The sequence below is a fragment of the Roseateles sp. P1_C1_2 genome, assembly GCF_056406535.1.
Genome location: NZ_JBFUAB010000020.1, coordinates 1 through 25,469, shown reverse-complemented (window position 1 = coordinate 25,469; position 25,469 = coordinate 1). Strand labels below are relative to the sequence as shown.

The window sequence follows — 25,469 nt, the reverse complement described above, 5'->3', positions numbered from 1 at the left end:
GAAAGACCATGAGCAAGCAAGTCCAAGACGCCTACATCGTCTCCGCCACCCGTCTGCCCATTGGCAAGAGCGGCCGTGGCTTCTACAAGAACACCCGCCCCGACGAGATGCTCGTCAAGGTCATGCAGGCCGTGCTGGCGCAGGCCCCGGGCCTGGACCCGGCCGCCATTGAAGACGCCATCGTCGGCTGTTCCTTCCCCGAAGGCGAGCAGGGCATGAACATCGCCCGCGTCGCCTCGGTGCTGGCGGGCCTGGGCCCGACCATTGGCGGCGTGACGATCAACCGCTACTGCGCCTCCGGCATCACCGCCGTGCAGATGGCCGCAGACCGCATCCGCGTGGGCGAAGCCGACGTGATGTTCGCCGGCGGCGTCGAGTCCATGTCCATGATCCCGATGGGCGGCAACAAGCCCAGCCTGTCGCCGCTGATCTTCGAGCGTGACGAGAACATCGGCATCGCCTACGGCATGGGCCTGACGGCCGAGAAGGTCGCCGCGCAGTGGAAGATCAGCCGCGAGGCCCAGGACGAGTTCTCGGTGGAATCGCACCGCCGTGCCGTGGCCGCCATGGCTGCCGGCCACTTCGACGCCGAGATGACGCCCTTCGACGTCGTCGAGCGCACGCCCAACCTCGCCGACGGCACGGTCAACACCAAGACCCGCACCGTCAAGCTCGACGAAGGCGCCCGCCCCGACACGTCGCTCGAAGGTCTGGCCAAGCTCAAGCCCGTGTTCRCCGCCAAGGGCAGCGTCACCGCCGGCAACAGCTCGCAGACCTCCGACGGTTCGGGCGGCCTGCTGATCGTCAGCGAAGCCGCGCTCAAGCGCTACAACCTGACGCCGCTGGCCCGTTTTGTCTCCTTCGCCGTGCGCGGCGTGCCGCCGGAAATCATGGGCATCGGCCCCATCGCCGCCATCCCGGTCGCGTTGAAGGCCGCCGGCATCACCGCCGCCGACCTGGACTGGATCGAGCTGAACGAAGCCTTCGCCGCGCAGTCGCTGGCCGTGCTGAACGACCTCGACAGCAAGGGCATCGTGCTCGACCGCAGCAAGGTCAACCCCAACGGCGGCGCGATTGCGCTGGGCCACCCGCTGGGCGCCACCGGTGCCATCCGCGCGGCCTCGGTCATCCACAACCTGCGCCGCACCGGTGGCAAGTACGGCATGGTCACAATGTGCGTCGGCGCCGGTCAAGGTGCCGCTGGCATCTTCGAAAGGCTGTAAACCATGGACCGTCGCCGCGCGCTCAAGACCACCACGGTGTTGCTCGCGGCGACCCCGCTCGCAGCCTGCACCGGCAGGCTGACGACCTTCACGAGCTGGAAGCAGGCCCAGGAGGCCGTGCTGGAGCTGCTGTTCAGCCCCAAGGTCGTGCAGGACAACCCCTGGAACCTCAGCCAGGTCATGCAGCATCTGGCCCAGAGCATCGAGTTCTCGATGCAGGGCTTCCCGGCGCTCAAGGGCGCCTGGTTCCGCTCCTCCATCGGCTCGGCCGCGTTTGCCGTCTTCAACGCACGTGGCGCCATGAGCCACAGCCTGGACGAGCCCATCCCCGGTGCGCCGGCGCTGGACGCCTCGCAGGCGCTCAAGACCTCGGTGAACCGGCTGCTCGAGGCCATGGACGCCTTCGCCCAATTCAACGGCACACTGCGGCCTCATTTCGCCTACGGTGAGCYGACCAAGCCGCAGTACGAGCGAGCCCATCTGATGCACCTGGCCAACCACTGGACCCAGTTCCAGGCAAAAACGGCCACTGCTTGAAGGAAGCCCCATGACCATCAAGAACTACACCGTCAACGGCGTCGCGACCATCGAGATCGCCCGCCCCGAGAAGAAGAACGCGATCACCCAGGCCATGTACCAGGCCATGGCCGATGCGCTGCGCGCGGCGGACGCCGACCCGGCCGTGCGTGCCGTGCTGATCACCGGCCAGCCCGGCATCTTCACGTCGGGCAACGACCTGGAAGACTTCATGGCCGGCCCGACGCGCGGCGAAGACGCGCCGACCTTCCAGTTCATGCACGCGCTGGTGGACAGCACCAAGCCGGTGGTCGCTGCCGTGACCGGTGCGGCCATCGGCATCGGCACCACCATGCTGCTGCACTGCGATTTCGTCTTTGTCTCCGACGAGGCCCGCATGGCCATGCCCTTCGTGGCCCTGGGCCTGGTGCCGGAGTTCGCCTCCAGCGTCGTGCTGCCTCAGCTGATCGGCAACCGCCGTGCGGCCGAGAAGCTGCTGCTGGGCGACCCCTTCACGGGTGAGCAGGCCGTCGAGTGCGGCATCGCCAACCGCGTGCTGCCGGGCAGCGAGGTGCTGAACCACGCCCGCCGCATCGCCGAGCGCTTCAACACGCTGGCCCCTGGTGCCGTGCGCGACAGCAAGAAGCTGATCCGCGACGCCCAGCGCGACGCCGTCAAGGCCGCCATCACGCGCGAGGCCGAGATCTTCGGTGCCCGCCTGCGCAGCCCCGAGGCCATGGAAGCCTTCCAGGCCTTCTTCCAGAAACGCGCGCCGGACTTCAGCAAATTTTCCTGACCGTCACGAAAGTCGCGCTCGGCCCGCTGCTGATCTGGCAGGGCCGCCGGGTGCGGGCGACCGCGTTGCGCCTGCCTGAAGCCGCCGGCCCGCGAACGGCCGAAGGCTCGGCGCTCAGGCTGTTGATCGTCGGCGACTCCTCGGCCGCCGGCGTCGGCGCCTCGCGTCACGACGAAGCCCTGGCCGGCCGTCTCGCGCAGGCGTTGGCCACACGCCTGGGCCAGCCAGTTGGCTGGCAGCTCGTCGCGACCAGTGGCCACTGCAGCGAACAGGCCCTGGCCGCGCTGCAGGCCGCCGATGTCGCACCGGCCGATGTGCTGATCACCACGCTGGGTGTCAACGACGTTGTCGACCAGGTGGCGCCGCGCCAGGCGCTCGCGGCTCTGGACGGCATCCATGCACTGGCCGTCTCGCGCGCCGGCGTGCGCCTGGCGCTGCATTGCGGTGCGCCGCCCATGCAGCGGTTCCCGCTGCTGCCCCAGCCGCTGCGCTGGTTCTTCGGCCGCCAGGCGGCACGCTTCAACGCGGCGCTGGCCCGCACCGTCGCTGGCCAGCCGGGCCGCCAGGTTGTGCTGCTCCCTGAGTCCATGCAACGCAATGCCGTCGAATTGATGGCCGAGGACGGCTTCCACCCGGGCCCACGTGGCTATGCACTGTGGGCCGAGGCGCTGGCCGACCAGATCGTGGCGTCGTTACCTCGGCTATCGATCCACTCATCAAGTTGAGCGTTGTGGGCCACGGGCCCTTCCTAGACTGCCCCCGCCGCAGCAACGCGGCAGCACCGGCCGCGCGAACCTGCAGACGGCGGGCTCAATAGGAGACAAAACATGCGGATCGATTTCCTCCGCCGGTGCTTGCGCCGGCTGGGCGCGGCAGCGTGCCTGCTCTTGGCGATGGTCACGGCGACGCCGGCGTTAGCGGCCCTGAGCCTCACCACCCTCTACGACGGCGGCAGCTCCGCGAAAGTGCAATACCAGGTGGACACCGGCGGCGGGCTGGTCTTCAAGGTGATGGCCTATGACAACGGCGTCAGCACCCAGTCCAAGGGTGACCTGTCCAGCATCCTCTACAACGGCGTGCAGTACGCCGATGCCAGCCGCGGCTCGCAGCTGAACTCCGGCTTCGACTACCTCTACAGCAATGTCTCGGCCGTCGACGTGCAGGCCCAGATGGTCAGCAGCACCGGCGTGGCCACGTCGGCCTCCACTGCGGACGGCGGCGTGGTCAGCGGCGGGGCCTATGTGAAGCTCACGGTGACGGTCTACAGCGCCAACGGTGGTGTGCTCAAGCACTACTACATGGCCAAGAGCGGCGAGCCGCGCATCTACATGGGCACCTATTTCACCGAGGAGCCCGACACGCTGAATCTGGTGCGCTTCATCCTGCGCGTGCCCATCGCAGCGCTCTCCAAGGGCGGGCCGGCCGGCCTGCCCGGCGGCCTGGCCAGCAATGGCAGTTGGCCTCAGGACCTGCGCGGCACCGACGCGACGGTCGAAGCAAGCGACGTGTTCGGCTTCTCCAGCAGCACCGCCAGTGCGGGGCAGACGCGCTCCAAGCACTACTCCAACATGCGCTTGAAGGACTGGCAGTATTTCGGCGGCCTGAACAGTGGCAGCACCGTGGGGCTGTGGTTCTACCGGGACAACAACGAAGGCAACTCCGGCGGGCCCTTCTATCGCAGCCTGCTCAACCAGATCACGTCCACCAACAACGAGCTGACCTATATCGTCAACTACGGTGAGGGGCAGACCGAGGCTTTCCGCATGGGCGTGCTCAACAGCTACACGTTGATGTTCACCGGCGGCAGCGCGCCCACTGCGCCCGACACGAGCTGGTTCGCGGTGATGGGGCTGGACGGCTACGTCGCCGCATCCGGCCGGGGCACCGTGGCCGGCGTCGGCCTGTCGGGCACCGATGCCAACTACGCCTACACGGTGGGCTTCTCCAGCGCCAATGCACAGTACTGGGCCACGGCCAACCTGGCCAACAACGGCTTCTTCAAGAGCACCGGCATGCGGCCCGGGACCTACACGCTGACGGTCTACAAGAACGAGCTGGCGGTCTACACCGGCAGCGTGACCGTCACGGCCGGCAACACGACGACGCTGAACACGCTGACGATCAACGCCGACCCATCCAGCACGACAGCGCTGTGGCGCATCGGCAATTGGGACGGTTCACCGGCCGAGTTCCTGAACGGTGCCAGGCTGACGACCATGCATCCGACGGACGTGCGCATGAGCAGTTGGTTGCCGGCCACCTTCGTGGTTGGCACGTCGAGCGCGGTCAGCGGCTTCCCGGCTTACCAGTGGAAGGACGTCAATAACGCGCGCGTCATCCAGTTCACGCTGACCAGCACCCAGGTGCAGAACCTGACGCTGCGCCTCGGCACGACGGCCGACTTCAACGGCGCCCGCCCGCAGATCACCGTCAACAACAGCTGGACGTCGGCCATCCCGACCGCGCCGCCCAAGGGCTCGCGCAACCTGACGGTGGGCACCTACCGCGGCGTGAACCGGCTGTACAGCTTCGACATTCCTTCGACCGCGCTGGTTGCCGGCAGCAACACGGTGACGATCAACGTCGTCAGCGGCACCTCCGGCACGGCCTATCTGAGCCCGGCGCTGTCCTACGATGCGGTCGATCTGATCGTCACCCCTTGACGCCTGGGCAGGCCCGACCAGTCAGGTCGTGATCGGCCTGGGCTTGCCTTCGCGATCGATGGAGACATAGGTCAGGTTGGCCTCGGTCACCTTGACCACGTGCAGGTTCTCCGGGTCACGCTCGGCCATCACCTCCACGTGCACGCTGATGGACGTGCGACCGACGCGCGTCACCGTCGCGTAGAAGCTCAGCAGGTCCCCGATGGACACCGGCTGCTTGAAGATGAATTCGTTCACCGCGACGGTGGCCACGCGCCCGCGCGAGATGCGAGCGGGCATGATGGAGCCGGCAATGTCCACCTGGGCCATGATCCAGCCGCCGAAGATGTCGCCGTTGGCATTCGAGTCGGCGGGCATGGGCATCACGCGCAGCACCAGCTCACGGGCATGGGTCTGGGGTTTTGCGGGGCTTGAATCCTGGGTCATCGCGTTCACTTGCAACAATTCATCGACGAACATTCTCGGTCCTGCGCTTGAGATCCCTCACATCAGCATCCTCCGTGCCAGCCACGGGCACCTCAGCTCCCGCCACGTCGGGCGACTGGGGCACGGTCGGCCGCTTGCTGCCCTATCTGTGGCGCTACCGCTGGCGCGTCGGCCTGGCGCTGGCCTTCATGGTGGGCGCCAAGGTCAGCAATGTGGGCGTGCCCCTGCTGCTCAAGCACCTCATCGATGCACTGGACCTCAAGCCTGGCGCGCCTCAGACCCTGCTCGTCGTGCCCCTGGGCGTGCTGCTGGCCTATGGTGCGCTGCGGCTGTCGACCTCGCTGTTCACCGAACTGCGCGAGCTGATCTTCGCCAAGGCCACCGAAGGCACGGCGCGCAGCATCTCGCTGCAGGTGTTCCGGCATCTGCACGACCTCTCCCTGCGCTTTCACCTGGAGCGCCAGACCGGTGGCATGACGCGCGATATCGAGCGCGGCACGCGGGCCGTGCATTCGCTGATCAGCTATTCGCTGTACAGCATCGTGCCGACGCTGATCGAGGTGGTCCTGGTGCTGACGCTGCTGGGCGTCAAGTTCGACGTCTGGTTCGCCGGCATCACCATCGCGGCCCTGGTCGTCTACATCGGCTTCACCGTCGTCGTGACCGAGTGGCGCACCAAGTTCCGCAAGGTGCTCAACGAACTGGATTCGGTCGCCCACAGCAAGGCCATCGACTCGCTGCTGAACTACGAGACGGTCAAGTACTTCAACAACGAGGATTTCGAGTCCCGCCGCTACGACGAGAGCCTGGAGAAGCTGCGCCTGGCCCAGCTCAAGTCGCAGCGCACGCTGTCCATGCTGAACACCGGCCAGCAGCTCATCATCGCCGCGGCGCTCGTGCTGATGCTGTGGCGCGCCACGCAGGGCGTCGTGGATGGGCGCATGAGCCTGGGCGACCTCGTCATGGTCAACGCCTTCATGATCCAGCTCTACATCCCGCTGAACTTCCTCGGCGTGATCTACCGCGAGATCAAGCAGGCCCTGACCGACATCGAGAAGCTGTTCCGCCTGCTGGACCGTGACCGCGAGGTGGCCGACACGCCCGGCGCGACCGAACTGGCCGTGCGCGGCGGCAGTGTCGTCTTCGAGGACGTCCGCTTTGCCTACGACCCGGTGCGGCCCATCCTGCACGGCGTCAGCTTCGAGATCCCGGCCGGCAAGAAGGTCGCCGTCGTCGGCCCCAGCGGCTCGGGCAAGAGCACGCTGGCGCGGCTGCTCTACCGCTTCTACGACATCGATTCGGGTTCTATCCGCATCGACGGCCAGGACATCCGGTCCGTGACGCAGTCCAGCCTGCGCAAGGCCATCGGCATCGTGCCCCAGGACACCGTGCTCTTCAACGACACGGTGGCCTACAACATCGCCTATGGCCGACCCGGGGCCAGTCAGGACGAGGTCGAGGGCGCGGCGCGCGCGGCCCATATCCACGCCTTCATCGCGGCCACGCCGCTGGGCTACGGCACCATGGTCGGCGAGCGCGGCCTGAAGCTGTCCGGCGGCGAGAAGCAGCGCGTGGCCATTGCGCGCACGCTGCTGAAGAACCCGCCCTTCCTCATCTTTGATGAAGCCACGTCGGCGCTGGACTCGACCAACGAGCGCGCCATCCAGGCGGAGCTGGAGGCTGTGGGCCAGAACAAGACCGTGCTGGTCATCGCCCACCGCCTGTCCACCGTCGTCGATGCGCACGAGATCCTCGTGCTGGAGCAGGGCCGCATCATCGAGCGCGGCCGGCACGATCAGTTGCTGGCGCAAGGGGGCCGCTACGCCGAAATGTGGCGGCTGCAGCAGTCAAACGACTAGTGGGGCTTCTTGGGCTTTTCGAAGCTCTTGGGCCGGTAGACGTTGCCGTCCCACTCGCCATCCGTGCGGCTGTCGCGGGCGTCATGCAGGGCCGACTCGCGGGCGCGGCGGATGACGCGCTCGGCTTCCAGCGCTGCCGCCCGGGTCTGGCGCTGGCGGCGGCGCCAGCCGGTGAGCCGGGCCATCTGCAACTGCACCCAGGACACCAGCGCAGCCACGCCGGCATCCACCCGCGCCTGCAGCCGGTAGGGCAGGGCCATGTGCACCGCCAGCGCGATACAGACGGCAAGGCCGGTGGCGGCGAGCAGGGTCTGGAACATGGCCTGAACTTAACCTAAACCGACGCCTGCGACCACCTGCAACCACCCGCGTTAGGGGGGATGGTTACGCTTTCTGTTCGAGGGACCACAACGCCAGCATGGCGTCAGGAATCTTCCGGCTGGCTGCGTCGCGCTCGGCGGCCGACCCCTCGGACAGCCCGCCTTCCTCGCCGCCCAGGGCCGCGATGGGCGCCAGCAGGTCGGCTGTTTCGGCGCTGTCGAACAACGGCCCCCAGGCCTCGGGCGCCAGGTCGACGGCCATCAGGAAGCCCGTGGCCCAGTCCTCGGCGTCGGCGTATTCGGTGTTTTCGTCCTCGCCGTCCGCAAAACTGAAGATCGGCTCCCAGGCCTTGGGGGCGTGCGCCCAGGCCATGGCGATGGATTGCACATGGCGCAGCACCGCCATGACGACCTTCTTGCGCTGCTTGCCGCTGGCGAAAGGTTTGGGGTCGGGCTCCTGGTCGCCGCCCCAGACGACCGGAATCCAGGTTTCACCGGGCAGCTCGGCCAGCTTCTGCGGCGACAGCAGCAGGCCGGTCAAATAGCCGTCCAGCGCCTCGATGTTCATCGCGCCGTCGCTGGGCAGGACAGAGAGCAACTCGTCCAGATCGTCGAGTTCCTCGTCGCTCAGCGGGCGGTTGTCGGAGGCAGGGTTGTAGTGGGGATACTGCATGGGGTCGTCCTATGGCTCGCGGGTTCAACCGTGGCGGCCGTGGCGGCTCTTGGGTTTCTTGCTGTCCAGATCGGTGAGCTGGGCCTTCAGCAAGGCCATCAGCACCCGGGCGTTCTGCTCCGTCATCAGGATGATGGTGCTGGGTTCGATGCCCTCGATGGGCGTCTTGGGGGCGACCGTGGCGTCCACCTTGAACAGGATCTGGCCGTGCTGGTTGGCGGACGCGGCCTTGAACTTCTGGATTTCGATTTGGTGCGTTTTCATGGGGCGTGCCGGACGAATGAGGGGTGCGGCAAACCGCCATCTTGCCATTCCGGGCGGCGAGACTTAAGGTGGCGCATGGCAAGGCCCGCTCGACTCGAGATTGCCGGCGCCGTTTATCTGGTCGGCGCCCACTGCCCGTTCGAGAGCGGGCAGCAGGCTTTCGTCGATGACACCGACCGTGCCGAGATGCGTTCGCTGCTGGCCCAGGCCCTGCACCGCTTCGACGCCCAGGCCCTGGCCTACGCCCTGCTGCCCGACCACTACCACCTGCTGCTGTTCACCCGCCGCGCCAATCTGTCGCAGCTGATGCGGCATGTCAACGGCGTCTACACCCAGCACAGCCAGCTGCGCCATGGTTTTCGCGGGCCGCTGTTCCAGGGGCGCTTCCATGCCGTGCTCGTCGACCGCGAGCGCTATCTGCTGGATGCCTGCCGCTACATCGACCTCAACCCGGTCCGCATGGGGCTGGCCCGCGGCGCGGCAGGCTGGACGGGCTCCAGCTTTCGCGCCCTGGCGGGCATGGAGGACGCGCCCGAATGGCTGGATGTGGATGGCCTGCACAGCCATCTGCTGGGCCGGCCCGCCACGACGCCGGCCCAGCACCGCCTGGCCGGCGAGCGCTATGCCCGCCTGGTCGCGTCCGACCCCGGCCTGCAGCTCTGGCCAGGGCGGCTGCGTGAGCAGATCTTCCTGGGCGATGCCGCCTTCGCCGCCCGCATGCGGGCGGCGGCCATCGCGCCGCGCCGCGTCGCACGCACGGGCTTCGGCGAGTGGTTGAAGCGCGCCGGCGGCATCCGCGAACAGGCGCTGTGGCTGGCGCATGCCGAGGGCGGCGTGGCGATGACGGACCTGGCTGGCCAGCTCGGTCTGTCGGTGTCGCGGATCAGTCGGCTGATCGCCGCCGCCGAAAGAGCGGTTTGAGGCGCCGCGCGCTGCTGCTGGCCGGCCTGCCGATCACGGCGCGGGCAGCGGACTACGCCGGCCCGCTCTTCGACGCACACCTGCACTACAACGACGACGCCCAGGCGCCCCATCCACCGGCTGATGTGCTCGCGCGCATGAGCCGCGCCGGCGTCCGCGGCGCGCTGGTCAACAGCCGGCCCAACGACGGCACGCTGCGCCTGGTGGCCGAGGCCGGGCCGCAATGGGTGCCCTTCATCCGCCTCTACCGCAACCGCGCCGACTACACCGGCTGGTTCGCCGACGACAGCATCCGCTTGATGGTGCTCGAGCTGCTCAAGCGCGGCAGCCCGGCCGGGCCTTTCCGCGGCCTGGGCGAATTTCACCTCTACGACAGTGCCAATGCCGATGGCCCGACGGCCGTCGCGTTGATGAAGCTGGCCCGCGAGCGTGGCCTGACGGTGCTGGCCCATGTGGACGACGTCGCCGTCGACAAGCTGCTCGGCCATGCGCCGGGCGCATCGCTGATCTGGGCGCATTCCGGCATCTCCGGCGAACCGCTGCCGCGCGTGAGGGAGCTGCTGGCCAAGCATCCGGGCTTGCGCGGCGAGCTGTCCTACCGGCCTGGAATCACCTTCGACGGCCGTCTCAGCGACGACTGGCGCGCCTTGTTCGTCCAACACCCGAGCCGCTTCCTGATCGGTTCCGACACGTGGGTCGTCCAGCGCCTGCAGCACTACGAGGCACTGTTCGCCGACTACCGCGCGTGGCTGGGCCAGTTGCCGATCGAGGTCGCTCAGCGCATCGCCTGGGGCAACGCCGCCGAGCTTTTCAAACTTAGAGTTGCTTGAAACGATGGGCGTAGGCCGGGCTGACCTCCAGCGTCTCCGGCCTGTCCTTCAGCGCGATGCTGAGCTTGCCGCTCAGCGATCGGCTCACCGACTTGATGGCCCGCGCGTTGACGATGGTGGAGCGGTGCACCTGCCAGAAGTGCTCGCCGTCCAGGCGAGCGACGAGGTCCTTCAGCGGCACCGAGATCAGCGCCTCGCTGTCGGCCGTGACGACGGCGACGTATTTGTGGTCGGCGCGGAAATAGGCGACGTCCTCCACCGTGATGAGCTGCAGCTCGCGGCCGCGCTGCACGGTGATCCAGCGCAGCGGCTCCACGGCGGCCACCGTCGCGGTGCGGGCAGCCAGGCCGCCGAGGTCGGCAGGTGGCAGCGTCAGCCTCTCCTTGAGCCGCAGCAGGGTCTTGGCCATGCGCACCGGGTCCAGGGGCTTGAGCAGGTAGCCGACGGCGCCTTCGTCGAAGGCCTGCACCGCATAGCGCTCGTGGGCCGTGATGAAGACGACATGGGCGCGGCGGCCGATCAGCTGGGCCACTTCCAGGCCGGACAGCCCCGGCATCTGCACATCCAGGAAGCAGGCCTCGGGCGCCAGCTGCTCGACCAGGCGCAGCGCCTCGTGGCCATCGCGCGCCATGCCGACGACCTGGGCCTCGGGCCACTGCCGCAGCAGCTCCTCGCGGATCTCGGCGGCGAGCAGGGCCTCGTCTTCGGCAATCAGGATGCGGGTCATGTCAGTGGCGCCCGGCCGCCCGAAGGCACTGACGCGCCCCCTCGGGGGGCAGTGAGCGGAGCGAGCGTGGGGGCTTCTTCATGTCGGGCTGGGCCAGCGCAGTCGGAACAGCGGCAATTCTTCTTCAATCAATTCCAATGCGGCGCCGTCGCCATGCACGGCGCGCAGCCGCTGGGCCAGCTCGGCCACCGGCACCGCTTCGGCCGCGTGCCGCGTGCGTTCGGCGTCCGGCCCCAGCGCCTGCAGACGCAGCTCGGCCATGCCGGCACCGGCATGCAGGGACAGGCTCCACAGCGTCGTGCCTTCGTCCAGCAGCGGGCGCACCAGCGGCAGCAGCACCATGGGTGCCAGCGGCCAGTCTGGGGGCTCGGCCAGGCCGGCCAGGTGCAGCCTCTCGGTGTGCTGGGCATCGGTGGCCACCAGCCGCGCATAGGCGCGCAGGGCGACGATCTCGCGGGCCAGCGTCGACACCTCCGCTTCGACGTGGGGCTGCAGCGCGCGCAGCAGCTCGATCAGGGCGGCGAGCCGAGCCTGGGCACGCAAGGGTTGGCTCAGCAGTTCCTCGTCGATGGCGGCCAGGCGCTCCGACAGCAGGGCCGGGTCGACGCGCGCCTGCAGGGCCAGCAGCTGCGTGGCGGCGAGCTGGCGTTCGCGCCGGGCCGCCGCATCCTGCAGCGACGCCAGCCGGGCCTGGGCACGCTGCGAGAAGCGCAGCTGCACATAGACGGCCACGCCCAGGCCATGCCAGATCAGCGTCGTGCTGGCCAGTGCGAAATCGTTTTCCCAGGTCCACCAGTCGGCCTTGCCCAGCAGCGGATACAGCCGCGGCGCGATGAGCCAGACGCCGCCGAAGACGGTCAGCCCGACGACGCCCATATAGGCCGGCCAGGCCGGCAGGCGGCCCGCATCGACGAGGGCGTCGGCCAGGCGCAGCAGCAGCACGGCGGGGATGCCGAACTGGATGACGTTGTAGGCCAGCGCGCTCAGCGCGTCGTTGCCCGACATGCCGTTGTCCAGCGGCGTGCCATTGGCCACCAGCGTGGCGGCGCCGACGAGCAGCATCCAGCCGGCGTCGCTGGGGCGCAGCAGCGACTTGCTCATCATGGCAAGGGCAGTTGCACGCGGGCGATGAGGCCGCGCGGTTGGTTGAGGTGCAAGCTCAGCCTGGCCTCGGCACCATGGGCGGCGGCCAGCCGCGCGCGCAAGGTGGCCAGGCCCGTGCCGCTGCCACTGCTGCTGCTCATGCCGGCGCCGGTGTCGGCCACTTCCAGCCGCAGCATGCCCGGTTCGTCGGGATCGGGCCCGGCGCGCACGCAGATCTCGCCGCCGCCCACTTGCGGGGCGATGCCGTGCTTGATGGCGTTCTCGGCCAGCGTCAGCAGGCAGGTGGAGGGCACGATGACGTCGTCCAGCCCCGGCGCGATCTCGTAGCGCAGCACCAGGCGGTCCGGCCCGATACGGCGCTGGTGCAGGGCCAGGAAGGCGGCCACCAGTTCCAGCTCGCGCGCCAGCGGTGCCTCTGCCTGGCGCAGCTCGGGCAGGGCGGCGGCCAGGTAGCGGCGCAGGTCGGCCAGCATGGCGTGAGCGGCCTGGGCATCGGTGCGTGCCAGGCGGCGCAGATGGGCGAGGGTGTTGAACAGGAAATGCGGTTCGACCTGGGCCTGCAAGAGGGTGGCCCGGGCTTCGTCGAGCTGGCGGGCCAGGGTCTGTTCGTCGCGTTGCAGGCGTTCGGCATCGGCCTGGCCGCGCGAGCCGCGCTGGCGGTATTCCAGGCCCAGGCAGACGCAGGCGGCAAAGGTGATGAGGATCTGCAGCGTGTAGGCGTTGAGGCGGCCATCCGGCGCGCCGACGGTGTGGAGGAAACCGTTCAGCGTCGCGAACAGCAGCGTCAGCCCGCCGATCTGCACGGCCAGCCCCCAGCGCCGTGCCCGGCCGGCGCGCGGCAGCAGGGGCTGGGTCAACGCGGCCGCCAGCCACAGCCCCCACAGCAGCACGGCCAGGCCCAGGCCGCCCTTCAGCCCCACGCCGCCGCCGCAGCCGTGCTCGCGCCACAGCGCGCAGCGCACGGCAGTTGGCAGCAGCAGGGCCATGGCCAGCGCAGCGCTCAGCGCGGCAGCGGCGAGCACGGCGCGCCAGCGCAGCAGGGCGACGCGATCAGGGGCAGAAGCAGGGGCCATCAACGCGGAGTGTCACCGGGCTTGGCCTGGGCCAGGCTGGAAGACGCGGCGGCCGCGACGGCCCGGGGTGCGGCGTCGGCAAAGCGGATGTTCATGACGTAGCGCTGCGGCGTACCGCGCTGGCATTCCAGCGTGGTCATCGCGATGCGCACCGGGCTGCGATACAGGCGCGAGCCGTCCAGCGCGATCACCTGCGCGCGGCCTTCGGCATCCACCTCGAACTCGACGTGCACCTCGCCGTCGTGGCCGATGCGCTGCTTGGCGCTGGCCAGGTATTCGGCCAACTGCTCGCCGGCCTCGGGGCAGGTTGCCGGATTGGCGGGCGCGGCCCAGGCCGGCGCAGCGGTGACGGCGGCGAGCAGCAGCAGGGGCAGGATGGCTTTCATGGGAACTCCTCGGGGGTGGGCAATGACGCAAAGTTAGAGATCGCCGCGGCCCGGGTCAGCAGCCGCCGGACCAAGCTCGGGAATCAGCCGACGAAGCGCGCGTGCCGGCCGACGGCGCGAACCCCCCATGACTTCCGTCAGGCGGGTCAGTGCAGACGCGCGGCCAGCCCGGCGGCGCGGCGGAGGGCGCTAAGCTGGCGGCCTTGCCTTGCCCGGAGACGCCCGATGCGCCGCTTCGTCCTGACCGCCCTGCTGCTGACCCCTTCCGCCTGGGCCGCCGACATGAGCCCACCGCCGGAGATCAAGCCCGCCGCAGCCGACCCGCTGGCCACGCCGCGCCGCCTCATCGCGGGCAAGGACTGGGTCGGCGCCCTCGCCGCCTTGCGCGCCCAGCCCCAGGCCGGCAATGCCGACTGGCACAACCTGATGGGCTACACGCTGCGCAAGCAGGCCACGCCGCAGCTGACCGAGTCCGAGGCCGAATACCTGCAGGCCCTGCGCATCGACCCGAACCACCGCGGCGCCAACGAATACCTCGGCGAGCTCTATGTGATGAAGGGCGACCTGCCCAAGGCGCGCGAACGCCTGGCCGTGCTGGAGAAGGTCTGCCCGAGCGGCTGCGAGCAGCGCGAGGACCTGCAGAAGGCCATCGCCGCGGCGACCAAATAACAGCTCGCCACCTACACAGTGGGTAGGCGCGCTGCGCCTACCATGCGCGCCATGCTGAAGTACCTGCTCCAACGCCCCTGGCTTGCCGCCCTGGTCGGCGCGCCGCTGGCCCTGCTGCTGGTGGGCGCCATCGTCGCGGCCCTGATCTGGGCCCAGTTGCCGGCGCTGGATGCGCTGACCGACTACCAGCCCCACCAGCCCCTGCGCGTGCTCAGCGAGGAAGGCCAGCTGCTCGGCGAGTTCGGCGCCGAGCGGCGCCGCTTCGTGGCGCTGAAGGACATCCCCAAGCCCTTGCAGGACGCGCTGCTRGCCGTCGAGGACAGCGACTTCTATGTGCACTCCGGCATCGACTACAGCGGCATCGGCCGGGCCATGCTGCACAACATCCTGCACCCGACGCGGCTGCAGGGCGCTTCCACCATCACCCAGCAGCTGGCTCGCAACATCTTCCTGAGCAACCGCCAGACCTTTGCGCGCAAGGCCCAGGAGGGGCTGCTGGCCATCAAGATCGAGAGGAACCTGACCAAGGATCAGATCCTCGAGATCTACATGAACCAGATCTCGCTGGGCAACAAGGCCTATGGCTTTGGCGCCGCGGCGGAGCGCTATTTCGGCAAGTCGCTGGACAAGCTCAGCACCGGCGAGATCGCCGTGCTCGTCGGCTTGCCCAAGGACCCGAATCGCCTCAACCCCGCCCTCTACCCGGAGCGTGCCAAGCGCCGCCAGGCCGTCGTGCTGGGCCGCCTCGTCGCGGTGGGCCAGATCACCGCCGAGCAGGCCCAGGCGGCGCGCGAGAAGCCGCTGGACGTGCGCCGGCCCAAGCGCCTCTCCGGCGTGGCCGACCATGCCGCCGAACAGGTGCGCGCCGAGATGGTCACGCGCTACGGCGAGGAGGCCTACACGCGCGGCCTGACCGTCTACACGACGCTGCGCTATGCCGAGCAGTCGGCGGCCCAGGAGGCGCTGCGCCATGCGCTGTTCGAGCTGGAACGCCGCCAGCCCTTCCGCGGCCCCGAGGCGACGCTGGAGCTGCCTGACGACAAAGGTGACGAGCTCGACGAGGCACTGGAGGCCGGCTTCGACGCCCACCCCGATCTAGGCGAACTGCGCACCGCCATCCTGCTCAAGGTCGACAAGGGCGCGGCCGAGCTGGTGATGGCCGACGGCGAGAAGATCACGCTGAAAGGCCAGGCGCTGCGCTCCCTGGCCAACGTCAAGCGTGGCGCCGTGCTGCGGGTGCTGGAGTCCGGCAAGCAGTGGCAGCTCAGCCAGACGCCGCAGGCTGAAGGTGCCGTCGTCACGCTGGACCCGGGCACCGGCGCGATCCGCGCGCTGGTGGGCGGTTTCGACTTCGCGCGCAACCAGTTCAACTCCGCCACCCAGGCCTGGCGCCAGCCAGGTTCGGCCTTCAAGCCCTTCATCTACTCCGCGGTCATCGAGCAGGGCGCCTGGGCCGGCACGCTGGTCAGCGACCAGCAGGTGGAAGTGGGCGACTGGTCGCCGCGCAACTACGACGGCCAGTACGAGGAGGCGTTGACGCTGCGTCAGGGCCTGGCCCGCTCCAAGAACATGGTCACCATCCACCTGGTGCAGGCGCTGGGTCCGCAGCGCGCCCGTGCCTGGGCCGCGCGCTTCGGCGTCGACGAGGACAAGCAGCCTTTGAACCTGACCATCGCGCTGGGCACCGGCTCCGTCACGCCGCTGCAGATGGCGCAAGGCTATGCGGCGTTTGCCAACGCCGGCCAGATGCCGGTAGCCTGGCTGATCGATCGCGTGCAGGACGCGCAGGGCGCGGTGCTGTGGAAGGCCGAGGCGCCGCGCTTCAAGACGGCCGTCAGCGCGCGCAATGCCTTCATGACCTCGCAGCTGCTGGCCGCCGTTGCGCGCGAAGGCACCGGCGCGCGGGCGAGCTCATTGCTCGGCCGCTGGGACCTCTACGGCAAGACGGGCACGACCAACGATGCCATCGACGCCTGGTTCTGCGGCTTCCAGGCCACGCGGGCCGGGGCGGTGTGGATAGGCTATCCGCAGCCCAAGTCCCTGGGCGAACGCGAGAGCGGCGGCGGCCTGGCCCTGCCGGTCTGGGCCGCGACGATGGCGGTGGCCTTGAAGGGCCAGCCCAACACCCAGCTGGCGCCGCCGGCCGAGGGCTTGGTGCAGCAAGACGGCAACTGGTTCTATTCCGAGTTCGCCGGCGACCTGGCGATCACGCGCATCGGCCTGCCACCTCCGCTACCGCGGGTTGAGGAGGCGGCGTCGGAGCCGGCGCCTTCGGCGCCGCCGATCAACCAGTAGCGGTCGGCCACTTCAATGCGGGCAGGACTGGGGCGCGTTGGCGTCCTGCACGCGGATGGCGGTGATCGTTTCCTTGACGCGCACGGCATCGAAGATCGCCCGTTCGGGCAACTCGCGGCCGCGGCTGTCCAGGTAGCGCGCCTTGGTGCAGATCCACAAGATGCGCTCGTGCGACTCCTGCGCCGCGCGGCGATGCACCTTGACCTGGTAGGGCCCGACACGTTCGCCGGCGAGGTGCGGGAAATGCGGTCCCAGGCGCACCCAGGCAAAGGCGGCGTCCGACAGTTCGTATTCGGCTCGGATGGCGGCCATCTCCTTGGGCCGCTGGCGCAGCAGCGGCGCGAGGTCATCCGTGCCCAGTGAGCCGCCCGCCCAGGCCGGCGTGACCACCAGGCCGAGCAGCAGTGCACCCAGGCGCCAGCCGCGGGTCATCAATCTTCCCGTTGGACTACTGCCCGGCCGGCGGCTCCCACAGCTCGAGCTTGTTGCCATCCGGGTCCATGACCCAGCCGAACTTGCCGTACTCCGAGTCCTGCGGTTCGCCGACGACATTGCAGCCTTCTTCGCGCAGGACCGCGAGCAGGCCGTGCAGGTCGGCGACGCGCAGATTCAGCATGAAGGCGGCCGTGCTCGGCGCGAAATAGCCGGTGTCGGCCTTGAAGGGGCACCAGTTGGTGCCGCCCGCGCCACCCGGGTTGTCGGGCGTGGCCCAGGGGAAGGTGACGCCGCCCCAGGCCTCGACGGGAAAGCCGAGGTGCTTGGCGTACCACTCGGCCAGGGCCTTGGGGTCGGGTGATTTGAAGAAGATGCCGCCGATGCCGGTCACGCGTTTCATGGGTTCTCCTTGAAGTCGCGCGATTTCAGCACGCCTCAGCCCTGCCAAGGCCCCTTGACTTCGCCCCAGCCCCACTTGGGCATGGGCGCATCGACATCCACCGTCACGCCGGGCTGGGAGTTGAGGACGGCCAGGCGCGAGCCCCATTCGAGATAGCCCACCAGCGCGGAGCGGAACTCCGGGTCATCGGGCATGCCGAGCTCGTCGGCAGTGTCCAGCAGCAGCGCGACCCAGGCGCGGCGCTGGGCCTGGCTGAGGTGGCGGTCCAGGTGCTGGCGCACCATGTGCGGGTGGCCGCCATGCTCGGCAGAGTAATGGGCCGGGCCGCCCAGCACCTCGGCCAGGAAGGCGGCCACATGGGCCGGGTGCTCGCCGTTCATGTGGGCGAAGACGGGTGCCAGCAGGGCGTCGTCCTTGACGCGCTGGTAGAAGCGCTCGGTCAGCCGCAGCAGGGCGGGCAGGCCGCCCAGCCAGTCGTAGAGGGTCGGGACTTGGGGCTCGTTCATGAAAGGCCTCGGTCTTGGAGATGGGCGCGACTTGGGGACGGCGCTGGCGATGACAAGCGGGTGTTTGCCCGCAATCAGACGGCCGCGAATGCGTGCTGCGCCAGGCGCAGGGCTTGGACGGGATCGGCTGCGGCCGTGATGCCGCGGCCGATGACGACATGGGTGGCTCCCGCGCGTGCCGCGGCGTCCGGCGTCGCGGTGCGCACCTGGTCGTTGGCCGTGGATGCGGGCATCTGGATGCCGGGGCAGACGATGAGCATGCCCACGGGCAAGGCCTCGCGCAGCCAGGCCGCCTCGCGGGCCGACGCGACGACGCCGTGGCAGCCGGCTTGCGCCGCCAGCCGGGCCAGGCGCAGCACCTGGTCCTGCACCGAAGGCGCGAGGCCGAGCTCCGGCAGATCGGTGTCCGACAGGCTGGTGATGACCGTCAGGGCCAGCACACGCAACTGCGGATAGGGCTGGGCCGCGGCCACCGCCGCCCGCAGCGCGGCCGAGCCGGCCGAGGCATGGACCGTCACCAGCGTGGCGCCCATGCGGCCGGCGGCCTTCACGGCGCCGGCGACCGAGTTGGGAATCTCATGCAGCTTGAGGTCGAGAAAAACCTGCTTGCCGGCCGCCGCAAGCTCGCGGGCGAGCTCGGGCCCCGCCTCGGTCAGCAACTGCAGGCCGATCTTGTAGTGATCGGCCGCGGGGCCGAGCCGCCGCACCATGTCGCGTGCCTCGGCGGCGGATTCGAAGTCGAGGGCAACGATGACGGAATTGGACATGCGGCGCAACTATGCCAAACGCGGTTGCCCCTTCAGCGCCAGCCAAAGCGCGAACGCCAGCTCGCCCACGAGGGCCGGCAGCAGGATGGCCGGAAACAGCAACTTGGCAAAGGCAGGCGACAGCAGCAGCGCGAAGCTGTTGACCAGATAGCAGACGCCGGCCACGCCGATCAGCACACCGAGCACGCGCGGCAGCACGCCGCTGCGGGCGATCAGCCAGCCACGCAGCACGCAGGCAAAGCCGAAGAAGATCAGGCCGATGCCAAAGCCCTGGCTGTGCAGGTTCACGGCAAACAGAGAAAGGGCATCGCGCTGGCCCGGCAGAAAGGCCGCGGCCATGGAAGGGCTGGTCAGCACCTCCAGCGCGGCCAGCGCCTGCACGCGGTTGGCCACCAGCACGCAGGTCTGCACGAGGTTGAGGCCGGTGGCCGTCAGCGCCAGCGGTTCGTTCACCGGCTTCAGCAGCCGCCACATCATGACGATGATGGGCAGGTCCAGCACCTGCATCAGCAGGTCGGCGACCAGACCGCTGCGCCACAGCAGCGGGTTGGCCGCGATGCGCTGGGCCGTCGCGGCGGCGTCGCCGGCCACGACGAGGCTGCCGCGTACCCAGGCTTCGCTGTACAGGCCCAGCGCAATGATGGCGAGATAGCACAGCCCGGAGATGCGCAGTTCGCGCGCGCTGACGTTGTTGCTCATGCGGGCCTCGCTGCATGCCAGGCGCGGCGGGCGACACCGCGCACCAGCCACGACAGGCCGGCGATGACGCCGCCGATCACGGTGGGCAGCACGGCGCCGAAGGTCCAGCTCATGCCGAGCACGAAGCCGAACAGGCTCTCGGCTCGATGGGCGGGAAGCAGCAGGGCCAGCAGCGGCAGCAGGCCCATGAAGATGATCGCGGTCAGCTCCTGCAGATGCAGCGCGAAGCTCAGGGCCAGCGAGGCACCCAGCAGCAAGGGCAGGGCGAAGCCGATGACGACGGGCCCCCATTCGCGTCGAGTGGCGCCGGCACGGGGCAGGCGGCCGGCCGCCCAGGCGGCGAGGGCGGGCAGCAACAGCAGGCCCCAGGCGTTGGACAGGCCGGGCAGGTCGGGGCGCTGCAGCAGATGGTGGGTGACGATGCCGCCGTGCAGGGCCTCCCAGCTGAGGTGAACAGTCTCGGCCAGCAAGGCCAGGGCGGCGAGGGTCAGGCGCGGTGGGGCAGCGGTCGATGCTTGCATGGTGGTGGAGTGTGACGAAGCAGCGGCGCAGCTTGCCGGTGCCGGCGCCGGGTCACGACGCCGCTGCGACGGGCGGTTGCGGCGTGGTGACCAGCCGCAGCGAGGGCCGACAGCCGGTGTGGCGTTTAACGGAAGCAACGCCGGGTAACAGCTGTCCAGCGGGCGCGGCCCTAGAGTCGGGGCATTCGCCACGACCCTGGTCCTCGCCCATGCGCCATCGCCTCTTGATCGTTGCCGTCCCGACCCTGCTGGCCCTGCTGCTTGCCGGTTGCGCCACGGTGCGGGAGGGGCGTGAGACGCGTGGGCGGGAAGGGCGCGACGCCCACATGGCCCAGGCGGCGTCGGTGGCAGGCGTGGCGGTGGAGAGCTTTGGCAAGCCGGGCTGGGCGCGCAAGGGCGACTTCTCGCTGAGCGGCCAGCGCGTGCGCTACGAGCGGGGCGCCGACCGGCTGGCCTTGTTCGAACCCCTGCCGGGCAATCTGCGTGCGCCGCTGAACTTCAGCTGGCAGGGCCCGGCGGGCGACAGCGCGGCCGTCTGCGAGGCCTGGACGCCCGAGGCCAGCGCCAACGGCCGCCTGACCGACAGCAAGCCCTGGGTGCTGAGCTGCCGCTGGGGCAGCGCCCCGGCCGCCATGCTGCAGATCGGCGAGGGCCAGATGCGCCGCGGCAAGCTCAGCCGCGAAGGCGCCTACCGCCGCGGCGAGCTGACGGTGGGGCTGCGCTCGGTCCATCTGCTCGATGGCAATGTGCAGCCGCAGACGGCCGCCACGGGCTACGAGATGCTTTATCAGGGCACCGTCGTCGGCAGCCTGGACCTGAGCGGCAGCCAGCCGCGACTGCGCCGCCCCGACCCGGCCACGCCGCTGGGACGGGCCGTCACCGAGGCCGCCCTGGCGCTGGCGCTGGCCTGGGAGCCGAGCTGACGGGTTTCAGCGCCTGGCGCGGCGCGCCATCGACAGCGCGAGGAAACCGGCCAGCACCAGCGGCAGGCTGCCCGGCAGGGGCAGCCGCTGCTGGACGAAGACGCCGTTGAACCACATCTGGCTGATGGAGTCGGTCAGCACGAAGTTGATGGCGGCGCTGAGGGTCTGGCCGGGCGCAAACGAGCCGAGGGCGAAGGCCGCGAGGCTGTCACCGGCGCCGACACCGAACACCGGGTTGAGCGCTGCGAAGCTGATGTCGGTGTCGCTGAGCTTGATGAAGCGGTCCTCGTTGTCGGCCTCGGCCGTCAGATTGCCCTGGCGGAACAGGCCGGCGGCGTTGTCCCATTGCATGGCGTTGGCATTGACCGGCGAGCCGTTGACCCATTGCGAGGTCACGATGAAGAACAGCGGCCCGGTCGCGAAGGCGTTGTTGTTGGTCCAGTCGAGCGGCGTGACCCAGCGCGACGTGCCATTGCCGAGATTGGTGATGAAGGGGCCGCCGGTCTGGTTGGTACCGATGGAGCCGATCACCTCATAGGGCGCGGCCAGCAGCAGCGTGGGGGCGAACAGCAGCGCAGCGAGCCAGAGGCGTGCGCGGAGGAGGAGGGACGTCATGGCAATCCTTTCCGGGAGGCAGGAACGAGCCATCGGACGTTGCGCCGCTGCCGGCTCAGGGTCAATCGGGGCAGCGCCAGCTTCCACCGCTTTCAGGGGGGAGGTGGCTGCCAATTGAGGATCGGGCTGGCGTCAGCCGGCCAGTTTCAGCGTCGGCACGCGGCGGCGCAGGGGCTGGGCCTTAACGATGCTGGAACTGGTCTGGGCGCAGTCGGCCAGGCGGTCCAGGGCCTGGTCGAGATGCTCGATGGAGCGCAGGGCCAGGCGCAGCACGAAGCAGTCGTCGCCGGTCACCTTGTCGCACTCCAAGGCCTCGGGCATGTCCTCGATGCGCTGCTGCACCTGGGCCAGTGCACCGGGCATGGGCCGCACGCGCACGATGGCCTGCAGCGTGAAGCCCAGGGCCAGCGGGTCGATGTCGATGGTGAAGGCGCGGATCACGCCGCGCTCCTTGAGCCGCGTCAGCCGCTCCGAGGTGGCGGGCGGTGACAGGCCAATCGCCTCGGCCAGGTCCTTCAGCGGCGCGCGGGCGTCGGCGGCCAGGGCGGCCAGCAGCAGGCGGTCGGTGTCGTTGATCATTATTCGGTGGTGATAAATAAATGCCGTTGTCGATTCTGCCAAGTCATCAATCCGCCGTCTCGAATGCATGTATCGATCGGGTTGACCTTGAAACAATGGCGTCCTTCGTCATTGCAATCCAACGTCATGTCCCCCACCACCCGTGGCGCCCTCGAGATGGGCAGCGCGATGAGCCTGCTGGGCTCCATCGGCTATTTCGTGCTGTTGTCCGGCCTGGCGCCACTGGACGTGGTGTTCTGGCGTTGCGGCTTCGGCCTGCTGACGCTGGCGCTGCTCTGCACGGTGCTGGGCCTGTGGCGCCGGCCGAGCGCGCGGGAATTGGGGCTGGCCGTGCTGGGCGGCGTGGCCATCGTGCTGAACTGGGTGCTGCTGTTCGGCGCCTATGGCCGGGCCTCGGTGGCCGTGGCCACGGCGGTCTACAACCTGCAGCCCTTCCTGTTGATGGGCCTGGGCGTGGTGTTCTTCGGCGAGCGGCTGAGCGCGGCGCGGCTGGCCTGGGTGGCCCTGGCCTTTGCGGGCATGGTGCTGATCGTGCAGGCCAAGCCCAACGCCGGTTATGTCGGCGGCGACTTCGGGCTGGGCGTGGCGATGGCCCTGGGTGCGGCGGCGCTGTGGGCCGTGGCCGCCGTGGTTGCCAAGCGCCTGAGCGGCATGCCGGCACCGTTGATCGCGCTGATCCAGGTGGCGGTGGGCCTGCTGATGCTGGCGCCGTTTGCCGACTTCGGCCAGCTGCCACAGACGGCGCGGGGCTGGATGCCGCTGGTCGTGCTGGGTGTCGTGCACACCGGCCTGATGTATGCGCTGATGTATGCCGGCGTGCAGCGCCTGCCGACGGCCCTGCAGGGCGGGCTGTCCTTCCTCTACCCGGTGGTGGCCATCCTCGTCGACTGGCTGGCCCTGGGGCATGAACTGGCGTCGCTGCAATGGCTGGGTGCGGCGGCCATCCTGCTCGGTGCTGCGGGCCTCTTCAGGGTTTCTCGGCCAGCGCCTTCAGGTTTGCCAGCCCCGCGTCGAAGTCCGGCCCGACCATCTTGTCCATGAACAGGCCCATCCAGCGGTACATCGGATTGCTGCCCATGTCGCCGTCCATGGACCAGGTCACCTGGGTGGCGCCGCCGTTGGTGTCGAGGCGGAAGTCGCCGGTCGAGGTGGTGTTGAAGTCGGGGAAGTAGAGCTCGTAGCCCAGGCGCTTGGGCGCCTCGGCCGTCGTGAAGGTCATGCGGCCGTCGCCCTGGCTCTTGCTCTTCCAGGCCCAGACGGCGCCGGCGCCCGAGGCCGGGCCGCTGTATTCGATGGCCATGGCCGGGTCGCGCTGGTTCCAGGCGCTCCACTGCTTCCAGCCGCGCGGGTCGGCGATGAGGGCGTAGATCTTGTCCGGCGCGGCGTTGATCTTCACCGTGCGCGAGAGCGTGTATTTGGGCGACAGCAGCAGGCCGCCCACGCCCAGCAGCAGGCACAGCGCGACCACCGCGATCAGCAGGACCTTGAGCGCTTTCATTGGGAGTCTCCCGGGAATTGAGATGGGCGGACTGTGGGGGGCCTGCGCCGGCCACACAATCCGCACAACTTCGGACGCTTCCTCATGACTGTTGACGCCAACCTCGCCGCCACCTACGCCGAACAGGGCTATCTCGTCATCCCTGGCTTCAAGAACGCCGCCGACATCGCCGCGCTGCGCCAGCGCGCGCTGGACCTCGTCGACGCCTTCGACCCGGGCGAGCAGCGCCCCGTCTTCACGACCGAGGAGCAGCAGCGCCATGTCGACGACTACTTCCTCGACAGCGGCGACCAGATGCGCTGCTTCTTCGAAGAGGAGGCCTTCGACGCGCAGGGCCGGCTGCGCGTGCCCAAGGAGCTGGCCATCAACAAGATCGGCCATGCCATGCACGACCTCGACCCGGTCTTCAGCGCCTTCTCCAAAGGCGAGGCGTTGCGCGGCGTGGCGGCCGAGTTGGGCCTGGCCAGGCCGCAGGTCTGGCAGTCGATGTTCATCTTCAAGCAGCCCGGCATCGGCGGCGAGGTGCGCTGGCACCAGGACGCCAGCTTCTTCGAGAGCGACCCCGTCACGGTGACGACCTTCTGGTTCGCGCTGGAAGACGCGACGCTGCAGAACGGCTGTCTGTGGACCGAGCCCGGCGGCCACAAGGGCCAGCGTGGCGTGCTGCGCGAGCGCTTTGTGCGCGAGGGTCGCAAGGCCTGGATGGAGCAGATCGACGCCACGCCCTGGCCGGCGGCGGACTCGAAGCAGGCCATCCCGCTGGAAGTCGAGGCCGGTTCCCTCGTCGTCTTCCACGGCCTGCTGCCGCATTACTCCGCGGCCAACCGCTCCGCCCAGTCGCGCCACGCCTACACCTTGCACGTGACGGACGCCGCCAGCCGCTACTCGCCGCGCAACTGGTTGCAGCGTGACGAGAGGTTGCCGGTGCGGGGTTTCTAGCCCCTCTGCTCACAACGCTCACAAGCGCATACATCCCGGGCCCTTTGTCCTACAAGGCGAAGGTGCCTGCACCGGCAGGGCGCGCCGTCGGGTCACCTCAAAGTTGTCTCCACCGCAAACGTCGACCACGACGATCTGGAGGCAGATATGAAATTCCCGAAATCGATGCACGCCGAGGGTTGGGCCAGCCACCTGGAAGAGACCAAGCCCGAGCATCTGCCCGATGCCCTGAAGACCGGCCAAGCCAGGCCCGCCGTGGGTCCGGCGCGATTCAAGCCGACAGGGGCGGGCGCCAAGATTTCCATCCACGCGCCGCTGCAGGCAACGGCAGCGACCGACACGCCGCGCGTCGACCCCGTTTTCGCCCGGCCCCAGCCGAGCGTCGCCTCGGCGGCTGCCATCCAGCGGGATCGCCAGATGAGCTGGATGATCCCCGCCGGTGCCGGCGCCGCCATCATCGCGGCCGTGGCCATCTGGGCCATGAACCGGCCGAGCAGCGCACCCGTCACGCCGCCTGCCATGGTGGTGGGCAGTGCCGAGCCGCAGACCGAAGTGGCCGCGGCCACGCCGGCGGTCGAGACGCCTGCAGCTTCGCAAGCCCCGGACAGCGCGACGACCACGGTCGCTGCCGCGCCGGCGCCCATCGAGCCTGCGACGCCGAGCGTTGGCCTGCCTGTGACGACGAGCCGCCCGGCCGTCGAACCGCGCCCGGTGGTGGCCCAGGCCCCGGTGCCAGCCGCGCGACCCGACATGGTGCTGCGCTCCGCGCCGGCGACCCCGGTCGCCACGCTGCCGCCGCCGACCACCGTCGCCGCCGCGCCGGTCGACGCCCAGCCGCTCAG

The 25,469-nt window shown here is 69.3% G+C and carries 30 protein-coding genes and 1 pseudogene; 14 read left to right on the top strand and 17 right to left on the bottom strand.

The genetic code is table 11. The features are described from left to right. Positions 1-8 precede the first annotated feature (8 nt). The 5 genes from AC1D2H_RS20015 (at position 9) to AC1D2H_RS19995 (ending at position 5,198) form a co-directional block, all read left to right on the top strand. Entirely contained in the window at positions 9-1,223 is a 1,215-nt protein-coding gene (locus tag AC1D2H_RS20015) for an acetyl-CoA C-acyltransferase (protein WP_478012193.1), read from the top strand. A gap of 3 nt (positions 1,224-1,226) precedes the next feature. Continuing rightward, positions 1,227-1,760: a DUF1569 domain-containing protein gene (locus tag AC1D2H_RS20010; protein WP_478012192.1), complete on the top strand. Its 534-nt coding sequence runs from the start codon at positions 1,227-1,229 to the stop codon at positions 1,758-1,760. A 10-nt stretch (positions 1,761-1,770) separates the two neighbouring features. Continuing rightward, complete coding sequence (locus AC1D2H_RS20005) at positions 1,771-2,535, top strand: enoyl-CoA hydratase (RefSeq protein ID WP_478012191.1); 765 nt, start codon at positions 1,771-1,773, stop codon at positions 2,533-2,535. A gap of 65 nt (positions 2,536-2,600) precedes the next feature. Continuing rightward, positions 2,601-3,260, top strand: coding sequence for an SGNH/GDSL hydrolase family protein (locus tag AC1D2H_RS20000; RefSeq protein ID WP_478012190.1), 660 nt, complete (start codon positions 2,601-2,603; stop codon positions 3,258-3,260). A 168-nt stretch (positions 3,261-3,428) separates the two neighbouring features. Next, positions 3,429-5,198 carry a rhamnogalacturonan lyase B N-terminal domain-containing protein gene (locus AC1D2H_RS19995; RefSeq protein WP_478012267.1) on the top strand — a complete coding sequence of 590 codons (1,770 nt, stop codon included), beginning with the start codon at positions 3,429-3,431 and terminating at the stop codon, positions 5,196-5,198. A gap of 21 nt (positions 5,199-5,219) precedes the next feature. Here AC1D2H_RS19995 and AC1D2H_RS19990 read toward each other — a convergent pair whose 3' ends face one another. Next, positions 5,220-5,624 carry an acyl-CoA thioesterase gene (locus AC1D2H_RS19990; protein WP_477930870.1) on the bottom strand — a complete coding sequence of 135 codons (405 nt, stop codon included), beginning with the start codon at positions 5,622-5,624 and terminating at the stop codon, positions 5,220-5,222. Positions 5,625-5,698: 74 nt separating this feature from the next. Here AC1D2H_RS19990 and AC1D2H_RS19985 point away from each other — a divergent pair, with 74 nt between their 5' ends. After that, a complete protein-coding gene (locus AC1D2H_RS19985) occupies positions 5,699-7,483 on the top strand; it encodes an ABCB family ABC transporter ATP-binding protein/permease (RefSeq protein WP_478012189.1) in 1,785 nt (594 codons plus the stop codon). Here the strand turns inward: AC1D2H_RS19985 and AC1D2H_RS19980 are convergent. From AC1D2H_RS19980 to AC1D2H_RS19970, 3 genes are all read right to left on the bottom strand, one after another. Further along, complete coding sequence (locus tag AC1D2H_RS19980; protein ID WP_477930867.1) at positions 7,480-7,803, bottom strand: hypothetical protein; 324 nt, start codon at positions 7,801-7,803, stop codon at positions 7,480-7,482. The genes AC1D2H_RS19985 and AC1D2H_RS19980 overlap by 4 nt on opposite strands. Positions 7,804-7,867: 64 nt before the next feature. Continuing rightward, positions 7,868-8,476, bottom strand: a complete 609-nt coding sequence (locus AC1D2H_RS19975; RefSeq protein WP_477930865.1) for a UPF0149 family protein — start codon at positions 8,474-8,476, stop codon at positions 7,868-7,870. Positions 8,477-8,500: 24 nt separating this feature from the next. Further along, the gene (locus AC1D2H_RS19970) at positions 8,501-8,740 is read right to left on the bottom strand and encodes a hypothetical protein (RefSeq protein WP_477930863.1); all 240 of its coding nucleotides are present in this window, start codon (positions 8,738-8,740) and stop codon (positions 8,501-8,503) included. Positions 8,741-8,815: 75 nt separating this feature from the next. Between AC1D2H_RS19970 and AC1D2H_RS19965 the strand changes: the two genes are divergently transcribed. Further along, positions 8,816-9,661, top strand: a complete 846-nt coding sequence (locus AC1D2H_RS19965) for a transposase (protein WP_477930861.1) — start codon at positions 8,816-8,818, stop codon at positions 9,659-9,661. After that, complete coding sequence (locus AC1D2H_RS19960; protein WP_478012188.1) at positions 9,658-10,491, top strand: amidohydrolase family protein; 834 nt, start codon at positions 9,658-9,660, stop codon at positions 10,489-10,491. Before AC1D2H_RS19965 ends, AC1D2H_RS19960 begins: the two co-directional genes overlap by 4 nt. On the opposite strand, the gene AC1D2H_RS19955 is transcribed toward AC1D2H_RS19960, so the two are convergent. The 4 genes from AC1D2H_RS19955 to AC1D2H_RS19940 all read right to left on the bottom strand — a co-directional run bounded on the left by AC1D2H_RS19955 (position 10,478) and on the right by AC1D2H_RS19940 (position 13,781). Then, positions 10,478-11,218 carry a LytR/AlgR family response regulator transcription factor gene (locus AC1D2H_RS19955; RefSeq protein ID WP_477930858.1) on the bottom strand — a complete coding sequence of 247 codons (741 nt, stop codon included), beginning with the start codon at positions 11,216-11,218 and terminating at the stop codon, positions 10,478-10,480. The genes AC1D2H_RS19960 and AC1D2H_RS19955 overlap by 14 nt on opposite strands. A 78-nt stretch (positions 11,219-11,296) precedes the next feature. Beyond that, the gene (locus AC1D2H_RS19950) at positions 11,297-12,319 is read right to left on the bottom strand and encodes a LytS family sensor histidine kinase (protein ID WP_478012187.1); all 1,023 of its coding nucleotides are present in this window, start codon (positions 12,317-12,319) and stop codon (positions 11,297-11,299) included. Next, a complete protein-coding gene (locus AC1D2H_RS19945; RefSeq protein ID WP_478012186.1) occupies positions 12,319-13,395 on the bottom strand; it encodes a sensor histidine kinase in 1,077 nt (358 codons plus the stop codon). Before AC1D2H_RS19945 ends, AC1D2H_RS19950 begins: the two co-directional genes overlap by 1 nt. Then, positions 13,395-13,781 carry a hypothetical protein gene (locus AC1D2H_RS19940; protein WP_477930852.1) on the bottom strand — a complete coding sequence of 129 codons (387 nt, stop codon included), beginning with the start codon at positions 13,779-13,781 and terminating at the stop codon, positions 13,395-13,397. Before AC1D2H_RS19940 ends, AC1D2H_RS19945 begins: the two co-directional genes overlap by 1 nt. A gap of 225 nt (positions 13,782-14,006) precedes the next feature. Here AC1D2H_RS19940 and AC1D2H_RS19935 point away from each other — a divergent pair, with 225 nt between their 5' ends. Together AC1D2H_RS19935 and AC1D2H_RS19930 are read left to right on the top strand one after the other, a co-directional pair. Continuing rightward, positions 14,007-14,450, top strand: coding sequence for a tetratricopeptide repeat protein (locus AC1D2H_RS19935; RefSeq protein ID WP_478012185.1), 444 nt, complete (start codon positions 14,007-14,009; stop codon positions 14,448-14,450). A gap of 51 nt (positions 14,451-14,501) precedes the next feature. Continuing rightward, positions 14,502-16,745, top strand: coding sequence for a penicillin-binding protein 1A (locus AC1D2H_RS19930; protein WP_478012184.1), 2,244 nt, complete (start codon positions 14,502-14,504; stop codon positions 16,743-16,745). 12 nt (positions 16,746-16,757) lie between these two features. Here the strand turns inward: AC1D2H_RS19930 and AC1D2H_RS19925 are convergent, their stop codons facing one another. The 6 genes from AC1D2H_RS19925 to AC1D2H_RS19900 form a co-directional block, all read right to left on the bottom strand. Beyond that, the gene (locus AC1D2H_RS19925) at positions 16,758-17,177 is read right to left on the bottom strand and encodes a hypothetical protein (protein WP_478012183.1); all 420 of its coding nucleotides are present in this window, start codon (positions 17,175-17,177) and stop codon (positions 16,758-16,760) included. A 16-nt stretch (positions 17,178-17,193) separates the two neighbouring features. Then, positions 17,194-17,580: a VOC family protein gene (locus AC1D2H_RS19920; protein WP_477930847.1), complete on the bottom strand. Its 387-nt coding sequence runs from the start codon at positions 17,578-17,580 to the stop codon at positions 17,194-17,196. 35 nt (positions 17,581-17,615) lie between these two features. After that, on the bottom strand, positions 17,616-18,086 hold the full coding sequence (locus AC1D2H_RS19915; protein WP_478012182.1) for a group II truncated hemoglobin: 471 nt from the start codon (positions 18,084-18,086) through the stop codon (positions 17,616-17,618). 74 nt (positions 18,087-18,160) lie between these two features. After that, the gene (pyrF, locus tag AC1D2H_RS19910) at positions 18,161-18,853 is read right to left on the bottom strand and encodes an orotidine-5'-phosphate decarboxylase (protein ID WP_478012181.1); all 693 of its coding nucleotides are present in this window, start codon (positions 18,851-18,853) and stop codon (positions 18,161-18,163) included. A gap of 9 nt (positions 18,854-18,862) precedes the next feature. Next, a complete protein-coding gene (locus AC1D2H_RS19905; protein WP_478012180.1) occupies positions 18,863-19,552 on the bottom strand; it encodes a DUF4386 domain-containing protein in 690 nt (229 codons plus the stop codon). After that, positions 19,549-20,073 carry a hypothetical protein gene (locus AC1D2H_RS19900; protein WP_478012179.1) on the bottom strand — a complete coding sequence of 175 codons (525 nt, stop codon included), beginning with the start codon at positions 20,071-20,073 and terminating at the stop codon, positions 19,549-19,551. Before AC1D2H_RS19900 ends, AC1D2H_RS19905 begins: the two co-directional genes overlap by 4 nt. 209 nt (positions 20,074-20,282) lie before the next feature. Between AC1D2H_RS19900 and AC1D2H_RS19895 the strand changes: the two genes are divergently transcribed. Further along, positions 20,283-20,996, top strand: a complete 714-nt coding sequence (locus AC1D2H_RS19895; RefSeq protein WP_478012178.1) for a hypothetical protein — start codon at positions 20,283-20,285, stop codon at positions 20,994-20,996. A gap of 6 nt (positions 20,997-21,002) precedes the next feature. On the opposite strand, the gene AC1D2H_RS19890 is transcribed toward AC1D2H_RS19895, so the two are convergent. Both AC1D2H_RS19890 and AC1D2H_RS19885 read right to left on the bottom strand, forming a co-directional pair. Continuing rightward, the gene (locus AC1D2H_RS19890; protein WP_478012177.1) at positions 21,003-21,611 is read right to left on the bottom strand and encodes a hypothetical protein; all 609 of its coding nucleotides are present in this window, start codon (positions 21,609-21,611) and stop codon (positions 21,003-21,005) included. A gap of 132 nt (positions 21,612-21,743) precedes the next feature. Next, on the bottom strand, positions 21,744-22,190 hold the full coding sequence (locus AC1D2H_RS19885) for an Lrp/AsnC family transcriptional regulator (protein ID WP_478012176.1): 447 nt from the start codon (positions 22,188-22,190) through the stop codon (positions 21,744-21,746). A gap of 126 nt (positions 22,191-22,316) precedes the next feature. Between AC1D2H_RS19885 and AC1D2H_RS19880 the strand changes: the two genes are divergently transcribed. Continuing rightward, entirely contained in the window at positions 22,317-23,231 is a 915-nt protein-coding gene (locus AC1D2H_RS19880) for a DMT family transporter (RefSeq protein WP_478012175.1), read from the top strand. Here AC1D2H_RS19880 and AC1D2H_RS19875 read toward each other — a convergent pair. After that, a complete protein-coding gene (locus AC1D2H_RS19875; RefSeq protein ID WP_477930833.1) occupies positions 23,158-23,688 on the bottom strand; it encodes an SRPBCC family protein in 531 nt (176 codons plus the stop codon). The two genes, AC1D2H_RS19880 and AC1D2H_RS19875, sit on opposite strands and share 74 nt — an antisense overlap. A gap of 84 nt (positions 23,689-23,772) precedes the next feature. On the opposite strand from AC1D2H_RS19875, the gene AC1D2H_RS19870 reads away from it, so the two are divergent. Together AC1D2H_RS19870 and AC1D2H_RS19865 are read left to right on the top strand one after the other, a co-directional pair. After that, complete coding sequence (locus tag AC1D2H_RS19870) at positions 23,773-24,627, top strand: phytanoyl-CoA dioxygenase family protein (protein WP_478012174.1); 855 nt, start codon at positions 23,773-23,775, stop codon at positions 24,625-24,627. Positions 24,628-24,774: 147 nt separating this feature from the next. Next, positions 24,775-25,469, top strand: a pseudogene (locus AC1D2H_RS19865) (hypothetical protein); the annotation flags it as partial.

Bases quoted from the DNA above. Each gene is read 5' to 3' on its own strand.
- AC1D2H_RS20005 (WP_478012191.1), top strand. From the start codon at position 1,771: ATGACCATCAAGAACTACACCGTCAACGGCGTCGCGACCATCGAGATC.
- AC1D2H_RS19995 (WP_478012267.1), top strand. From the start codon at position 3,429: ATGGTCACGGCGACGCCGGCGTTAGCGGCCCTGAGCCTCACCACCCTC.
- AC1D2H_RS19990 (WP_477930870.1), bottom strand. From the start codon at position 5,624: ATGACCCAGGATTCAAGCCCCGCAAAACCCCAGACCCATGCCCGTGAG.
- AC1D2H_RS19980 (WP_477930867.1), bottom strand. From the start codon at position 7,803: ATGTTCCAGACCCTGCTCGCCGCCACCGGCCTTGCCGTCTGTATCGCG.
- AC1D2H_RS19975 (WP_477930865.1), bottom strand. From the start codon at position 8,476: ATGCAGTATCCCCACTACAACCCTGCCTCCGACAACCGCCCGCTGAGC.
- AC1D2H_RS19970 (WP_477930863.1), bottom strand. From the start codon at position 8,740: ATGAAAACGCACCAAATCGAAATCCAGAAGTTCAAGGCCGCGTCCGCC.
- AC1D2H_RS19965 (WP_477930861.1), top strand. From the start codon at position 8,816: ATGGCAAGGCCCGCTCGACTCGAGATTGCCGGCGCCGTTTATCTGGTC.
- AC1D2H_RS19955 (WP_477930858.1), bottom strand. From the start codon at position 11,218: ATGACCCGCATCCTGATTGCCGAAGACGAGGCCCTGCTCGCCGCCGAG.
- AC1D2H_RS19950 (WP_478012187.1), bottom strand. From the start codon at position 12,319: ATGAGCAAGTCGCTGCTGCGCCCCAGCGACGCCGGCTGGATGCTGCTC.
- AC1D2H_RS19945 (WP_478012186.1), bottom strand. From the start codon at position 13,395: ATGGCCCCTGCTTCTGCCCCTGATCGCGTCGCCCTGCTGCGCTGGCGC.
- AC1D2H_RS19940 (WP_477930852.1), bottom strand. From the start codon at position 13,781: ATGAAAGCCATCCTGCCCCTGCTGCTGCTCGCCGCCGTCACCGCTGCG.
- AC1D2H_RS19935 (WP_478012185.1), top strand. From the start codon at position 14,007: ATGCGCCGCTTCGTCCTGACCGCCCTGCTGCTGACCCCTTCCGCCTGG.
- AC1D2H_RS19925 (WP_478012183.1), bottom strand. From the start codon at position 17,177: ATGACCCGCGGCTGGCGCCTGGGTGCACTGCTGCTCGGCCTGGTGGTC.
- AC1D2H_RS19920 (WP_477930847.1), bottom strand. From the start codon at position 17,580: ATGAAACGCGTGACCGGCATCGGCGGCATCTTCTTCAAATCACCCGAC.
- AC1D2H_RS19915 (WP_478012182.1), bottom strand. From the start codon at position 18,086: ATGAACGAGCCCCAAGTCCCGACCCTCTACGACTGGCTGGGCGGCCTG.
- pyrF (WP_478012181.1), bottom strand. From the start codon at position 18,853: ATGTCCAATTCCGTCATCGTTGCCCTCGACTTCGAATCCGCCGCCGAG.
- AC1D2H_RS19905 (WP_478012180.1), bottom strand. From the start codon at position 19,552: ATGAGCAACAACGTCAGCGCGCGCGAACTGCGCATCTCCGGGCTGTGC.
- AC1D2H_RS19900 (WP_478012179.1), bottom strand. From the start codon at position 20,073: ATGCAAGCATCGACCGCTGCCCCACCGCGCCTGACCCTCGCCGCCCTG.
- AC1D2H_RS19895 (WP_478012178.1), top strand. From the start codon at position 20,283: ATGCGCCATCGCCTCTTGATCGTTGCCGTCCCGACCCTGCTGGCCCTG.
- AC1D2H_RS19890 (WP_478012177.1), bottom strand. From the start codon at position 21,611: ATGACGTCCCTCCTCCTCCGCGCACGCCTCTGGCTCGCTGCGCTGCTG.
- AC1D2H_RS19885 (WP_478012176.1), bottom strand. From the start codon at position 22,190: ATGATCAACGACACCGACCGCCTGCTGCTGGCCGCCCTGGCCGCCGAC.
- AC1D2H_RS19880 (WP_478012175.1), top strand. From the start codon at position 22,317: ATGTCCCCCACCACCCGTGGCGCCCTCGAGATGGGCAGCGCGATGAGC.
- AC1D2H_RS19875 (WP_477930833.1), bottom strand. From the start codon at position 23,688: ATGAAAGCGCTCAAGGTCCTGCTGATCGCGGTGGTCGCGCTGTGCCTG.
- AC1D2H_RS19870 (WP_478012174.1), top strand. From the start codon at position 23,773: ATGACTGTTGACGCCAACCTCGCCGCCACCTACGCCGAACAGGGCTAT.